Source organism: Aneurinibacillus danicus, assembly GCF_007991215.1.
In the GTDB taxonomy this organism is placed as follows: Bacteria; Bacillota; Bacilli; order Aneurinibacillales; family Aneurinibacillaceae; genus Aneurinibacillus; species Aneurinibacillus danicus.
In genome coordinates this window covers 1-14,868 of sequence record NZ_BJXX01000015.1, presented here as the reverse complement: position 1 = coordinate 14,868, position 14,868 = coordinate 1, and the positions used below count along the sequence as shown (strand labels likewise).

General features: G+C 48.2%; 14 protein-coding genes. 8 read left to right on the top strand and 6 right to left on the bottom strand.

Going from position 1 to position 14,868, the window contains the following annotated elements; genetic code table 11:
- Positions 1–27: 27 nt before the first annotated feature.
- Together ADA01nite_RS01665 and ADA01nite_RS01660 are read right to left on the bottom strand one after the other, a co-directional pair.
- Positions 28–345, bottom strand: a complete 318-nt coding sequence (locus ADA01nite_RS01665; protein WP_146808162.1) for a hypothetical protein — start codon at positions 343–345, stop codon at positions 28–30.
- Between the two features lie 195 nt (positions 346–540).
- Complete coding sequence (locus tag ADA01nite_RS01660) at positions 541–1,128, bottom strand: DUF502 domain-containing protein (protein WP_170230073.1); 588 nt, start codon at positions 1,126–1,128, stop codon at positions 541–543.
- Between the two features lie 189 nt (positions 1,129–1,317).
- Between ADA01nite_RS01660 and ADA01nite_RS01655 the strand changes: the two genes are divergently transcribed.
- The 4 genes from ADA01nite_RS01655 (at position 1,318) to ADA01nite_RS01640 (ending at position 5,813) form a co-directional block, all read left to right on the top strand.
- Entirely contained in the window at positions 1,318–2,385 is a 1,068-nt protein-coding gene (locus tag ADA01nite_RS01655; RefSeq protein ID WP_146808160.1) for an HD-GYP domain-containing protein, read from the top strand.
- A gap of 117 nt (positions 2,386–2,502) precedes the next feature.
- Positions 2,503–3,279 (top strand): ABC transporter ATP-binding protein, encoded by a 777-nt coding sequence (locus tag ADA01nite_RS01650; protein WP_146808159.1) that lies wholly within the window; start codon positions 2,503–2,505, stop codon positions 3,277–3,279.
- A gap of 22 nt (positions 3,280–3,301) precedes the next feature.
- Positions 3,302–4,690 (top strand): FAD-binding oxidoreductase, encoded by a 1,389-nt coding sequence (locus tag ADA01nite_RS01645; RefSeq protein WP_146808158.1) that lies wholly within the window; start codon positions 3,302–3,304, stop codon positions 4,688–4,690.
- A 67-nt stretch (positions 4,691–4,757) separates the two neighbouring features.
- The gene (locus tag ADA01nite_RS01640) at positions 4,758–5,813 is read left to right on the top strand and encodes an ABC transporter substrate-binding protein (RefSeq protein WP_146808157.1); all 1,056 of its coding nucleotides are present in this window, start codon (positions 4,758–4,760) and stop codon (positions 5,811–5,813) included.
- 47 nt (positions 5,814–5,860) lie between these two features.
- On the opposite strand, the gene ytvI is transcribed toward ADA01nite_RS01640, so the two are convergent.
- Complete coding sequence (gene ytvI, locus ADA01nite_RS01635) at positions 5,861–6,895, bottom strand: sporulation integral membrane protein YtvI (RefSeq protein WP_146808156.1); 1,035 nt, start codon at positions 6,893–6,895, stop codon at positions 5,861–5,863.
- A 425-nt stretch (positions 6,896–7,320) separates the two neighbouring features.
- Between ytvI and ADA01nite_RS01630 the strand changes: the two genes are divergently transcribed.
- Entirely contained in the window at positions 7,321–8,373 is a 1,053-nt protein-coding gene (locus ADA01nite_RS01630) for a DHH family phosphoesterase (protein ID WP_146808155.1), read from the top strand.
- Between the two features lie 83 nt (positions 8,374–8,456).
- Here ADA01nite_RS01630 and ADA01nite_RS01625 read toward each other — a convergent pair whose 3' ends face one another.
- The gene (locus ADA01nite_RS01625; protein WP_146808154.1) at positions 8,457–9,101 is read right to left on the bottom strand and encodes a 3D domain-containing protein; all 645 of its coding nucleotides are present in this window, start codon (positions 9,099–9,101) and stop codon (positions 8,457–8,459) included.
- A gap of 226 nt (positions 9,102–9,327) precedes the next feature.
- Here ADA01nite_RS01625 and ADA01nite_RS01620 point away from each other — a divergent pair, with 226 nt between their 5' ends.
- Together ADA01nite_RS01620 and mnmA are read left to right on the top strand one after the other, a co-directional pair.
- Positions 9,328–9,909 (top strand): N-acetylmuramoyl-L-alanine amidase family protein, encoded by a 582-nt coding sequence (locus ADA01nite_RS01620; RefSeq protein WP_246147185.1) that lies wholly within the window; start codon positions 9,328–9,330, stop codon positions 9,907–9,909.
- 99 nt (positions 9,910–10,008) lie between these two features.
- Positions 10,009–11,130, top strand: coding sequence for a tRNA 2-thiouridine(34) synthase MnmA (gene mnmA / locus ADA01nite_RS01615; RefSeq protein ID WP_146808153.1), 1,122 nt, complete (start codon positions 10,009–10,011; stop codon positions 11,128–11,130).
- 139 nt (positions 11,131–11,269) lie between these two features.
- On the opposite strand, the gene acnA is transcribed toward mnmA, so the two are convergent.
- Positions 11,270–14,005, bottom strand: coding sequence for an aconitate hydratase AcnA (acnA, locus tag ADA01nite_RS01610; RefSeq protein ID WP_146808152.1), 2,736 nt, complete (start codon positions 14,003–14,005; stop codon positions 11,270–11,272).
- Positions 14,006–14,160: 155 nt separating this feature from the next.
- Between acnA and ADA01nite_RS21860 the strand changes: the two genes are divergently transcribed.
- Positions 14,161–14,322, top strand: coding sequence for a hypothetical protein (locus tag ADA01nite_RS21860; protein WP_170230072.1), 162 nt, complete (start codon positions 14,161–14,163; stop codon positions 14,320–14,322).
- A 70-nt stretch (positions 14,323–14,392) separates the two neighbouring features.
- Here the strand turns inward: ADA01nite_RS21860 and ADA01nite_RS01605 are convergent, their stop codons facing one another.
- Entirely contained in the window at positions 14,393–14,752 is a 360-nt protein-coding gene (locus ADA01nite_RS01605; RefSeq protein ID WP_146808151.1) for a hypothetical protein, read from the bottom strand.
- Between the last annotated feature and the right edge of the window lie 116 nt (positions 14,753–14,868).

The window sequence follows — 14,868 nt, the reverse complement described above, 5'->3', positions numbered from 1 at the left end:
ACATTCAACTCTCGTCTTTTTTTCATTCTAATTTAAAATAGAAAGAATGTAAGACGTAAACATAATCCAAATCAAATCCAGACAGGCCAGCACAATGGTTGTGATGGAAAGCTCCAGGAAAAATGAATTATGGGCCAGATATTTCCGGATAGGCGCGATGGTCGAAGCTGCCAATACAAGGCCGGTTAGCACTGTGCCCCATTCCAGAAAAACGAGCAACGTACCGTATGATGTAAATGAAGAGAAGAAAGACAGCAAGGAAAATAATAAGGAACAAAAGACCAAGAGAAGACTGATGAGAGTTCTGGCGGATACTTTTTTTTCTATAAGATCCACGCGAGCCATGTGACTCCTTCCCCCTTTTATAATATATAATTTTTCTCTATTACATTACCCCTTTATTTAGTAATATAAAACATATTATGGTAGTGTTTTTAAATAATAGGACATAGGTATAGAGGAGGGGGAAAGGTATGAGAGAAGTAGCAAAATCTCAATGGCTCTTCTTTCCTCACGATTTTCACAGAAAAGATATGCCGGTTAACCTGGCATGTCTCCTTCTTCTTTTTTTGAAGCAACACCGGCGGTCAGGCAGAAACGCATCGCTTCTTCAACCGGTGTATCGATAAATTCCACCCGTTCGCGCGGATAGAGACGCAGCTCACCGCTGACCTGCAGTGCATGTGGCACGTAGACTGCGATATAAGACGTATGCAGATGAAAAGCGGTAACGTCTTCCGTAGTGAGAAACCCAATCCGTTTTCCTCCGTCTTCGTGCGTAACAAGCACAACCTGGGAAAAGGCCCGCTTTTCTCCAATAAGAGAATGTATAGTATCTTTCACCATGCTATAAATTGTTTTTAAGCCGGGAAAACGCGCGATTAATCGCTCCGTCCATTCAAGCAGCTTGCGGCTCAGCCAGAGCTGGCTTATGAATCCGATGGCGATAAGAAGCGTAACCGTGACTATGACACCCAATCCCGTAATCGGAGGCAAATTCATGGACAGTAGAATTTGCTTGCCGAGACTGTCTACAAGCTTGAAGATATAGACCAGAATATAGAGGGTAATGCCGATAGGCGCCATTACGAGCAGGCCGTTTAAAAACCAGGTTACTAATCGTTTCATACAGGACATAGTCTCCTTCTCAGAAATATCGGCATAAGCATATCATTTTTTCTTGCCTTTCGCATCCTGAAAAGCAAAAGTATCTGGTAGTCACAGTATATTGTGACTGGATGACATACTATTCTGCGTTATAATAGTAATGAATATACAGTCCTTACAGAGTTTACAAGTCGAAGGAGAGAAAGAGACATGCGCCATGTTAGTTTAGATAGCCTGGAAGCGGGGCAGGTTTTGGCCAAAAGTATTTATGCAAGTGACGGACGAACGCTGCTGAGCCAGGGAGTGTTGCTGACGCCGGGAATGGTAAATAAGCTGCACCGCATCGGCGTCACCATGGTTTATATAGAGGACAGCCGATTTGAAGACATCAAAGTGGAAGAAGTAGTTTCAGAGGAAACGCGCCGTGAAGCGATTTCTCATGTCTCCAATATATTGGAATGCGTACAGGAAGGCAAAAACTTTGACACAACGGCCGTGTCCAAAACGATGACGAATATCATTGAAGAGATTCTGGCACAGAAAGATGTAATGCTCAATCTCGATGATATTCGCACAAAAGACAACTATCTTTTTATCCATTCATTGAATGTCTGTATCATGTCTACCGTTATCGGCATCAATCTGGGATACAGCGTCACCAAGCTTAAAGAGCTGGCTCTGGGCGCTCTGCTGCATGATATCGGAAAGGTTATCAAAAATACGGACGATCCGCTCAAACGGTATAGCCAGGAGGGAGATCACCACGCCTGGGTCGGCTTTAACGTACTGCGCAAACGCCATGAGTTGAGTCTATCAAGCGCGCATATCGCCCTGCAGCATCATGAGCATGTGGACGGGACAGGGGAGCCGCGCAACCTTAAGGGGCCAGAAATTCATGAATACGCAAAAATTGTGGCCGTTACGAATTTCTACGATAATTTGATTTCCCCTTTTGCGCCGGAGCCGACGCTGCTGCCGTATCAGGCGAACGAATATTTGATGGGGTTGGCCGGTAAGAAGTTCGACCATAACATTGTTATTCAGTTTTTGCGTTCGATTGCCATGTATCCGACCGGGAGTTCCGTTCAGCTCAGCACCGGAGAAATCGGGGTAGTAGTCGGTCAGCATAAAGGATTGCCGTCACGTCCCTTAGTCCGCGTATTTAAAGAAACCGGATCGTCTGAGCGGGATAAATTCGCCTATGATCACACTGAAGTGAAAGAGTATGATTTGGCCAAAGAGACGACAGTATTTATCCGCTCTATTTTAAAATCATAGTTTGCGGTTGCACCACCGTACTGTATGGTTCAGTGGTTTTTGTATTTACAAAACGATTGTATGATTCTATACTTTTCAGAAAATATGAAAATTAACGGGAGAAAAGGAGTCAGGAACATGGTAATTGACATCAAAAATGTAAGCTGGAAGCGTGGCAATACATATATATTGAAGGATGTGACATGGTCCGTACAATCGGGTGAGCACTGGGTCATTATGGGGTTGAACGGCTCAGGGAAAACATCGCTGCTTAATATTATTAACGGATATATGTGGCCGACAAAAGGCGAAGTGAGTGTATTGGGCAAGAAGTTTGGCGAATATGACTTGCGTAAACTGCGCCAGTCCATTGGCTGGGTCAGCTCTTCCATGCAGGAGAAACTGTATAAAAACGAAACGGTGGAAAATATCGTGCTAAGCGGCAAGGTGGCTTCCATGGGATTGCTCTACGAAGAGCCGGAAGCGGCCGATTATGAGAAAGCATACCAACTGCTTGAGCAGATGGGATGCCTGGGGATGGAAAAACGCATATATGAAAGCCTTTCGCAGGGAGAGAAACAGCGTGTGCTCATTGCAAGAGCATTAATGGCCTCGCCTAAGCTGCTCATTCTGGACGAGCCGGCTACGGGACTTGATATTTTTGCGCGCGAGCAACTGCTGGAGCGGATTCAAGATATGGGAAGCCAGCCGGAAGGGCCGACGATGATCTACGTATCTCACCATATTGAAGAGATTGTGCCTGTTTTCCGCCATGTACTGCTTTTGAAGGAAGGGCAGGTATACGGCGCGGGTCTTACACAGGAGTTGATGAATGCAGAGAACTTATCCAGCTTCTTTGGTACCGAAGTGGATGTAGCATGGCGCAACAAGCGGGCCTGGATGCAGATGGCATAACGGAGAGGGAGAAGAAAAAGAAATGGGATCAGACGTCAAAAGAACGAATGATATTGCGGGAGAGCTAAGAAAGATGATTGATGCTGACCGTGTCACGATCAATCCAAACGTATTGGAGCAGCATGGAAAAGATGAATCATACCATACACCGCGCCTTCCGGATGTGGTGGTATTTCCGAAAACGACAGAAGAAGTAAGTCGAATCGCCGAGTGGGCTAATGCACATCGTGTTCCTATTGTTCCATTCGGCGTCGGCTCCGGGATGGAAGGGCAGGTTATTCCGCAGCAGGGCGGTATTTCACTCGATTTTGGGCTGATGAACCGGGTGCTTGAAGTGCGGCCACAGGACTTTCTTGTGCGTGTGCAGCCGGGGGTAACCCGTATGCAGTTGAATAAAGAATTGAAGAAATACGGTCTCTTCTTTTCGGTAGATCCGGGAGCCGATGCGACGATTGGCGGGATGGCCGCAACGAATGCAAGCGGGACGACGTCGGTACGCTACGGCGTTATGCGTGACCAGGTGCGGGATATGGAAGTAGTACTGGCGGATGGCAGGGTGATTCGTACCGGCAGTATGGCTGCAAAATCATCATCGGGCTATCATCTAAACGGATTATTCATCGGATCGGAGGGAACGCTTGGCATATTTACCGAGCTCACGCTGCGTCTGTATGGCATTCCGGAAGCGTCTGTTACGGCACGGGCCAGTTTTCCGACCGTAGCGAACGCAGTGGAAGCAGCCTGCGCGATTATGGGAGCCGCCATTCCGGTTGCACGCATGGAGCTTATCGATGGTCGTTCTATTCGGCAGGTAAATGCGTATAAAGGAACGGATTATCCGGAGTTTCCTACCTTATTTTTTGAGTTTCACGGGAACGAAGCAGGTCTTGCCTGTGACATTGCATTTGCGAGAGAAATTGTAGAGGATCACGGTTGTGGCGACTTCCTATTTGAAACCGATTCACTGAAACAAACGGCATTGTGGGAAGCACGTCATCACTTGGCCTATGCGTTTCTGCATGGATATCCGGGCAGGAAAGCAATGACGACCGACGTTTGTTTGCCCCTCTCTGAGCTTGCAGGCGCCATTGACCATGCACGGGAGCTTATCGAGCGAACGGGCATGGTCGGAGGTATCGTCGGACATGTCGGAGACGGGAATTTTCATTCGCTGTTGATGGTACATCCGAACAATCCCGCCGATTTGGAACAGGCGGAGGCGGTGAATACGGAGATTGTAGGCTATGCGCTGAGTCGGGGCGGCACATGTACGGGAGAGCACGGTGTCGGTCTGGGCAAGGCGAAATATCAGCGACAAGAGCACGGTGACGCGCTGGATGTTATGTATGCAATGAAGCAAACGCTTGATCCGCATAACATTTTAAACCCGGGCAAGATTTTCATCTTTTAAAGCAATACAGAGTTAGTGTATAATAAATTATCAGAAAAAAACAACAAGTTAAAAAGGGGAGTTATTCATGAAACAGAGATCGCGCACACTGGGTGTATGGTTTCTTTTGTTGTGCCTGCTATTGGCGGCCTGCGGCGCTAAGACGACATCCGATCAGCAGCAAGATTCAAGCGGCGGGCAAAAAGCAGGACAGGCCAAGGAAAAAGTACAAGTCGGCATTACGCAGTTCATTGAGCATCCGGCTCTCGATGCCGCCCGTGAAGGCTTTATCAAAGCGCTGAAAGATAACGGCTACGAAGACGCCGAAATTGATTATCAATCTGCACAAGGAGACCCGAGCACAGTCGCTTCTATCGCGCAGAAATTTGCGGCTGATAAGAAAGACGCTATTCTGGCCATTTCTACGCCGAGTGCGCAGGCAATGGTAAAGGCAACACAGAATACCGACATCCCGGTTTTCTTTACGGCAATTACCGATCCGCTGAGCGCCAAGCTGGTGGACAATTTGGAGAAGCCGGGTAAAAATGTTACCGGTTACTCCGACACCCATCCGGAGACCATCCAAAAGCTTGTGAAGCTGATTAAAGAGCTGAAGCCGGATACGAAGAATGTAGGCATTATCTACAATTCCGGTGAAGCGAATTCTGTGGTGAATGTAGAGAACGCCAGGAAAGCGCTCCAAGCAAACGGAATGAAAGCGGTAGAGGTAAACGCTAGCAACACCACGGAAGTTAAGCAGGCGGCCGACTCGCTGGTAGGTAAAGCGGATGTTATCTATGTGCCGAAGGATAACACGGCGGTTGCGGCGCTGAAAACGATTGTGCAGGTAGCGGAAAAAAATAAAATTCCGATGTTTGTAGGCGAAATGGATTCGGTACGTAATGGAGGATTCGCCGGTTTCGGGGCGGATTACCATGATCTTGGCTATCAAACAGGTCTGATGGCGGTGAAAGTGTTGAAAGGCGAAGCAAAATCAGGTGATATCCCGGTTGGCTTCCCGAAAGAGCTGAATCTTGGAGTTAATAAAGAAGCTGCCGCTAATGAAGGTATCGATCTTGAAAAGATCAAGCCAATTATCGAAAAGTATAACCCGGTCTACTACGAAAAAACCGAGAAAAAATAAAGAGCAGAAAGAGCCGCTGGCGCAGGATGGCGGCTCTTTCTTTGTTTTTAAAAATGAATTTTGAATTTGAGAAATCCGGCTTTGCGCAGAGATTCGAAAATGATCACAAGTGCGGGACCGAGAATTAATCCAATAAAGCCGAGCAGTTGAAAGCCGATATACAGGCTGATCAGCGCGGCCAGCGCACTGATGCCGAGGCTTGATCCGAGCACCTTCGGCTCAATTGTACGCCGGATAACCGTAATGACGATAAACAAGATGATAAGCCCAATCGCAAGGCGCGAATCGCCAGTGGCGAAGCTGTATAGCGCCCATGGTACAAGAAATGATCCGGTACCAAGAATCGGGAGAATATCAACAATCACAATAATCAAGGAAAGCAGAAGCGCGTACTTCACTCCCAGAATGAGCAGACCGATTAATGCCAGCACATATGTAAGCAGGCTGAGAATGACCTGTGCACGAAGAAATCCGACGGTTGCGCGAAACAACTGGGTCATGACCAGCTCTACCTTCTCCCGCGCCGAATCGGTGAACAGATTCAGGAAGTTTTGGTGCAGGCGAGGCAGGTCAAGGCTGATTAAGAACAGCGCTACCAAATAAATAATAGACACGATAAGAAAGCCCGGAATCGTGGCGACACCGCCAAGCAGCACTTTGGTTATCGTAGTGGCAGCGTTGGTGGCCGAGTTTTTCAATGCTGCCACTACATCTTGAACAGTTGTCGCAGTATCAAAAGGGAGTGAACCCGCGAACGTCTCCCATTTCCACATAGATTGCTCAAAAAATTCCATCACTTTCGTGGAGAATGCGGGAAGTCTCTCCGACAATTCTACGCTTTGTACCACAAGGATGGAACCGATCCGGTATCCGCCCAGGCCGAACACAGCAAAGAACATCAGGAACGTCAGCGTTACAGCCACGAGGCGGCTCACATTCAGGGTGCGCATCAGCGCTTTGACAATCGGTTCAAGAAAAATTGCGGTTAAGAGCGCCAGAACAAACGGAATAGCATACGGGATAATGAATACTGCAAGGGCCAGAATGATGAGCCACAAAAGCGTTTTGCGAACAGTCGCCATGTCTTCTACTCCACTTCATCTAGTTTCTTTGGTTTCCAGTCTCTGACACCGTTATCTTCTATGATGCCCAGCGTGACATCGGTGATGCCCGGCTTCTTCAGCAGCATATTGACGATTTTTTCTTCGACAATACGGGGGCTGCCACGTCGATTAAGCCAAGCATATTATCGTAGCCAAAACGGAATGCCACGCCAATTATTAGGAAACCACTAATAATTGTAGCAATTCCATCCAATTCTTTAAAGGTGGTAAATTGACTTACCATGACAGCATGCCCAGGGTTCCTTATGCCGGCTATCTACCACATCCTTTTTCTACAAGAAAGTTACCCGTTTTGGTTACATTAAAAACAGCAGGAGGCAAAACGGCGGAATGCTGTTATAATTGACATAAGCGGTTTAATTTTATATGAGGTGCAAAATAACATGAAGTCACAAGCAAATTCGAGCATGCAGGAATTTCTCGCGCGGGCGGAGCGTATGGGCATTAAAGTCCAAATTCGCTCGAATAATCTCGATACGTTGTTTAGCGAGCCGGGGCGAAGCAAGGCGCGCGAGACAAGACCTCATGCCGTAAAGCTGTTTACGCATAACGACACGGACGGCGTCAGCTGTGGTATTCTAGGGAAGCTGGCGTTTGGAGATGATATCCAGATCGATTACTGTAGTTACGATGATATCAATGATAAAGTCGGCAAGTTTCTTACACTGCATCTGGATAAATATGACAAAGTTTTTATCACCGATATTTCGGTAAACGAAGAAATTGCAGCCCGGATTGAAGGGATGGGGGCACGTTATAAAAGTAAATTCCTTCTGCTTGACCACCACCAGACTGCGGATTGGCTCAACCGGTACGAATGGGCGCAGGTAACGGTAGAGAAAGACGGCGTGAGAGAAAGCGGCACGACGCTTTTTCATACATACTTGACGGAAGCGGGATTTCTTGCGAACAGTGAAGAGTTGATGAGATACGTTGAACTGGTAAGGCAGTATGATACATGGGACTGGAAAGAGAACGGAAACCAGCATGCGAAGCAGTTGAATGACTTATTTTACATTCTCGGACGGGAACGATTTTTCCGGCGTTTTACAGCGGATTGCTCTCCGAATTTCACGGATACGGAAGCGATGCTTCTGGAAATTGAACAGGAAAAAATCGAAAAATACATAAAAGGAAAAGCGAAAGATATCTATGTGCAGACTATCCATGGCTATAGAGCGGGCATTGTATTTGCCGAACAATATATTTCCGAGCTGGGTAACGCATTGGCGGAACTGAACCCGGAGCTTGACTTCATTGCTATTGTGAACCTGTCGCGTGTCATCAGCTACCGTACGATTAAAGAAGAGATAAATCTGGGAGAGGTTGCCGCCATCTTTGGCGGCGGCGGACATGCGAAAGCGGCCGGCAGTCCGGTCCCGAAAGAAGTAAGGCAGGCTGTTACCGATTTGCTGTTTGCCTTTCCTGTTGCATAAAACGTGAAAAACTGCCGTCTGCTTCTGTGTAGAGAAGCGGCGGCAGTTTTTTTCTTCCAGATAATTCCTGTACCTGGAAAGTTTTATTTGGGTACGCTGATTACTTTTACCTGTACATCTCGTCTTCCCCAGTTCAGAGCCTCTTTCGTGGTGGAGAAAGCAAGGTCAATTGCGTTGCCTTTGATGGCCCCGCCCGTGTCTTCCGCACGGCATTCTCCATATCCCTCCACCCAGAGAACGGTTCCGAGCGGGATATAATCGGGATCAACAGCCACGATTCCGGGGCGCACTTTTGTGCCGGACTTGGTTGTGCCGGGACCGGTATAACCGGAAGCGTTTGCTGTAAATACCATGCCTTCCTGTACTTTCTTCATTGTGGTACTGCGGGCCGGTTTCTTTTTCCGAACGAGCGCACGGTTGGTTTGGCGCTTCTGTACAGTGGTGACCTCCATGCCCCTGGTTGTCTCCGCCGGCGCCAGGCCGAGCGGCACTAATTCTTTTGCTGAGACTTCTCCGCTATGGTATGAGAAGGTATGGTATGTAAGCGCGGCAGATGACAATAGCACACGCTCGCTTTTCTCTGGGTGTTGAGGAGTTTCAGCAAGAGAATTAATCACATAGATAAAAAGAAACAGCCCGATAATCGGACTTCCCAGCATAAATGACCATTTGTATTCCCTGAAAGTCTTTACAGAACGGAATAAAGAAGTGTGCGGATTCTTTCGCATGAAGACCTCCTTTGGCAAAAGTATGGAAGATGGAGCTGGTTTGCTTGATTGTACCATATGATAGGATAAAAGTCACTATTTATCTGAAAATTTAATCAGGTTATGGTTTTATGAAGAAGGCCAGTCTTCAGGGCTGGGTGATTTTAAAGACCTATGTACATGTTATGTAGAAGGATAATTCATGTGTATAAAAGAGAAAAAAGAATAAGGTGAGGGGGATAAGAACATGATAAAAGTTATAGTTATTGATCCCGGACATGGTGGTCACGACCCGGGGGCTGTAGGCAACGATTTACGGGAAAAAGACCTAACATTAGCTATCGCACAGCGGGCAGCCAATTATCTGCGGGTGAGGGGGGCAGACGTACGTCTTACACGAAACGACGACAGAGTGTTTCACTCTAACAAAGCAGCGGATTTGAATGCACGCGCCGATTTTGCCAATAACCTGCATGCGGATTATTTTGTTTCTATCCACATTAATGCGGGGAGGGGAACCGGTTTCGAGAGCTATATCGTTCCCTGCGCGGTCAACCGGGAAGCCGGCCGGCGCCAGGGCATTCTTCATAGTGAAGTGGCAAGAGTTTTTCATAGCGCGGGACTGCCTGACAGGGGAAAGAAGACGGCAAATTTTGCAGTGTTGCGCCGTACCCGTATGCCGGCCATTCTTCTGGAATGCGGGTTTATTGACCGGACAGAAGACGCGCTGCGGTTAAAAAATCTTGCTTTTTTGGATAATGTAGCACAAGCAATTGCCAGAGGAGCGGCACTGGCGTCCGGCTTGTCGGAAGCAAATCCTGCTTTGTAATTCCTTTTCGTTTGTTTGTAAAGCTGAATATTTGTTAGTATAATAAAAGCTGAAGCAAATTCTTTGCTATTCAATTAATAAACAAGGAAGTTGGTATAGATGGATAAAGCACCTGAAAATACACGAGTGGTCGTGGGAATGTCCGGAGGTGTGGACTCTTCTGTCGCCGCTCTGCTCCTCAAACAACAAGGATACGATGTTATCGGGATTTTTATGAAGAATTGGGATGATACAGATGAATTCGGCCACTGTACGGCCGAAGAGGATTACGAAGATGTGCGTCGGGTTTGCGCCCAGATCGGCATTCCTTATTATACGGTGAACTTTGAGAAGGAATACTGGGACCGGGTATTCACGTATTTTCTTGACGAGTATAAGAAAGGACGTACACCGAATCCGGACGTAATGTGCAACAAAGAAATCAAGTTTAGGGCCTTTTTGGATCGGGCACTGGATCTGGGAGCGGACTATGTGGCGACCGGGCATTATGCGCAGGTGGATTTCCATGACGGCGAGTACCGTCTGCTGCGTGGCCTCGATCCGAAAAAAGATCAGAGCTATTTCTTGAATCAACTTGATCAGGATCAACTGTCAAGAACGATGTTCCCGCTCGGTCATCTGCATAAAACCGAGGTGCGGGAGATTGCGCTAAAAGCCGGTCTGGCGACGGCGAAGAAGAAAGACAGCACCGGAATTTGCTTTATCGGGGAGCGCAACTTTAAGGAGTTCTTGAGTTCCTACCTGCCGGCCAATCCAGGCGAAATCCGTTCTGTAGACGGTGAACTGAAGGGGCGTCACGACGGGCTGATGTACTATACGCTCGGTCAGCGTCAGGGATTGGGCATTGGCGGTGGCTCCGGTACGGGAGAGCCATGGTTCGTAGTAGATAAAGATATAGAAAATAATATTCTTTATGTGGCACAAGGAACGGACCATGAGCGATTGTACAGCGACTATTTGGAAGCGACGGACGTACACTGGGTGAGTGGCCGCGAAATGCCGAAGACGTTCCGTTGTACCGCTAAGTTCCGGTACCGTCAGCCGGATCAGGGAGTGACGGTTCATATGGAACCGGGTAACCGCTGCAGAGTTGTGTTTGATGAGCCGCAGCGTGCCATCACGCCGGGACAAGCGGTTGTATTCTACCAGGGGGAAGTCTGTCTGGGTGGCGCAACGATTGACAAAGCGATGAAAAACAGTGAGTTGAGGGCAATTGTATAAATGACATATACGCAAGAGGGTGTCCCAAAGTGGTGGGGCACCCTTCTTTATTGCCATATATACGCATGGAAAACGGTGAGTAATCTATATACTGTATTTCATTTGAGTTCCAACAACCTTTTGAGACAGCCTCTTGTTTTTATGAGGAAAGCGACGGTTGTTTATCGGTGATGAGCTTGCGAAGCACCAGCTGCAGAATTCCGCCATTCTTGTAATAATCAATTTCTACATCCGTATCAAGGCGTACGGTACATTTAAATGTGAAAGTTGAGCCGTCCGGACGCATAGCGTGCACTTCAATCTTCTGACGGGGTTGAACCCTGTCGGTTAATTCCGGAATATCAAACGTCTCTTCGCCGGTAATCCCCAGCGTGTCCGCACCCATTTCTTCCTCGAACTGCAGCGGGAGAACTCCCATGCACACCAGATTGGTACGGTGAATCCGTTCATAGCTCTCTGCGATAACGGCCTTAACGCCCAGCAGCAGCGTACCCTTGGCTGCCCAGTCACGCGAGCTTCCTGTGCCATACTCTTTGCCGCCGATGATCATAAGCGGAATGCCTTCCTCTTTGTATTTCATCGCCGCATCGTAAATGGACATGACTTCGCCTGTCGGAAGGTATGTTGTAACACCACCCTCGGTACCGGGTGCCAGACGGTTACGGATACGGATATTGGCGAAGGTACCCCGCATCATGACTTCATGATTGCCGCGGCGGGAGCCGTACGAGTTGAAATCGCGTACTTTCACACCTTTCTCCTGCAAGAACTTCCCGGCGGGACTGTCCGGTTTAATGGCACCGGCCGGCGAGATATGGTCTGTAGTGACGGAATCTCCCAGCAATGCCAGCAGGCGTGCACCTTTAATCGGATGGATGCCCGGCACTTCCTGTGAGAAGTCTGCAAAAAACGGAGGTGATTGAATATAGGTGGAATCTTTGTCCCAGTTATAAATCTGGTCTTCCGCTATCTGAATCTCGTTCCATCTTTCATTAAATGCAAGCACGTTGTCGTATTTCTCACGGTACATCTCCGGTGTGATAATCGAGTCAATTATTTGTTGCACTTCTTCTTCACTTGGCCAGATATCGCGCAGATAGACTGGCTCTCCCTGCCCGTTGTGACCGATCGGATCATTGTACATATCAATATCAAACGTGCCGGCCAGTGCATAGGCGACGACAAGAGGTGGCGAAGCCAGATAATTGGCTCTGACGAGCGGATGAATTCTGCCTTCAAAGTTACGGTTTCCGCTGAGTACGGATGTGACGGTCATGTCGTTTTCTGCGACCGCTTTGGCTACTTCCGGGATAAGCGGACCGCTGTTGCCGATGCATGTGGTACAGCCGTAACCTACCGTGTTAAAACCAAGCCTGTCCAAATACGGTGTCAGACCCGCATCGTCCAGGTATTGCGTGACAACGCGTGAGCCGGGCGCAAGGCTTGCCTTGACATTTGGATTACGGCGCAAGCCTTTTTCAACCGCCTTCTTTGCCACAAGGCCGGCTCCGATCATAACGGACGGATTCGAAGTGTTCGTACAGCTGGTAATTGCGGCGATGACAACGGAACCGGTACGGAGCGTCGACCTGGTATTATCCGGATAGGTGATGGTCACTTCCTGCTTAATTTTCTCATCGGATAATCCGAATCCGCCTTCTTTAATTGGTGCGCGCAGTATCTTTTCAAATTCTTCTTTCATCTCGGTTAAATCGATGCGATCTTGCGGACGTTTTGGTCCTGCTAATGTTGGAACGACGCTGCCTAAATCGAGCGTAATCACTTCCGAGTAGGCCGGAGCTGGCATATCTTCCGTACGGAATAACCCCTGCGCTCTGGTATACGCTTCTACGAGGGCAATGTGTTCTTCCGAACGTCCCGTTGTGCGAAGATAGCGGAGCGTTTGCTTATCAATTGGAAAATAGCCAGCGGTAGCACCATATTCCGGAGCCATGTTAGCGATAGTGGCCCGGTCTTCAAGCGCCATTGAATCAAGGCCGCTGCCGAAAAACTCGACGAATTTGCCTACAACCCCTTTTTTGCGCAGGATGTTGGTGACGGTGAGCGCCAAATCGGTGGCAGTAGATCCTTCCGGAAGCTCTCCGGTCAGCTCGAAGCCGACGACATGCGGAAGCAGGAAATACATCGGCTGTCCAAGCATGGCCGCTTCTGCTTCAATGCCTCCCACTCCCCAGCCGAGGACGCCGAGACCGTTAATCATCGTCGTATGCGAATCTGTGCCCACGAGCGAGTCAGGCAGCACTTCGGTACCGTTTTCCGTTTCCCGCTTTGTTACAACAGAGGCGAGATATTCAAGGTTAACCTGATGGACGATGCCGACGGAAGGTGGCACGGCACGGAAATTGGTAAACGCCTGGGTAGCCCATCGCAAAAATTTGTAGCGCTCCTGGTTACGCTCAAATTCTTTTTCCATATTGAAACTCAGCGCCGTGTCAGAGCCTGCCCGGTCGACCTGAACGGAGTGGTCGATGACGAGATCGACGGGAATGAGCGGGTTAATTTTCTCCGCTTCCAGACCGAGACGGGAGACGGCGTCCCGCATGGCAGCGAGATCGACTACGGCCGGAACCCCGGTGAAGTCCTGCAGAATTACGCGGGAAGGAATAAACGGGATTTCGAACATTTCTTCCGGTCTGGCATTCGGATTCCAGTTGGCAATCCGCTTTACGTGTTCTTCCGTAATGGCGCGATTATCCATTGTGCGCAGAGCGGCCTCAAGCAGAATTTTAATGGAAAAAGGCAATTTGGAGACGGTACCGATGCCTTTTTCTTCGAGCGTTTGCAGACGGTAATAATAGGATCCATCATCGAGTCGGGTCCGACATAGTTCCCGCAGCATCTGATTACTGTTCATAACAAGTGTCCTCCGTTTTTCCAAAATTTCGAGCCGTTTTTAGTATGCGCGATTCAAAGGCAGATATGAGGGGAAAGGTAACGTATAAAGTAAACCGCTTTTATTATCCTAAAGACTGTAGGCCAAATTCTTTGATAAGGAGGAATGACGGATACATGGATCCGCGTAACAGGCAGGAAATGTCGTTCTTGGAGGATGTGGCGGAAGGTATGGATCGCATGATGGATGAAGGCGGCGGCGTTGTGGATGAGGTATGGGCGTACCACGATCCGGTACAGCGCAATGAGTTGGTCGATGTAGATCAGCACGAACAGTAGGAGTGGACAAAGTGAGTAGGAACCACGGCCGGACAGCCGTGGTTCTTTTTACTGAATGGTGCAGAATATCTCACCAATGGAGAGAAGGAGTTGTATTTTTTTCTTCCTGATAATGTATAATAAAATAAGGCAGACCTTGTACATGCGGCGCAGGACAGTAGACGGACGAAAGAGAAAACGAATGGCGTAATGAAGGAACTTCAAACTGCTTTAAAATATCGTAACAAATCGTAACCTTCAGGTTTATTACGATGTAGTTTGGTGTTCTCTCGCCCCAGTGAGTGTAGTTTTTTGAAAGGAAAACAGCATGATGAACTAGATTGGGAGAAGATGGTAAAATCACACCCTCGGATGTACCTTCAGTCCGTTGCCCTGTGAGTGTTGAGGAAGAAAGTTCGCCTAGGTTATGGAAACTGAACGCCAAAAACACATGTCCACTCTCCTGATTTGGGCAAGAAGGAAAATTCTCCAAAAGGATGGTTAGTCAGAAATGACTAAAGAATTTGCTTTTGTATTGGATGAGAAAGGAAAGCAACTTTCGCCTAC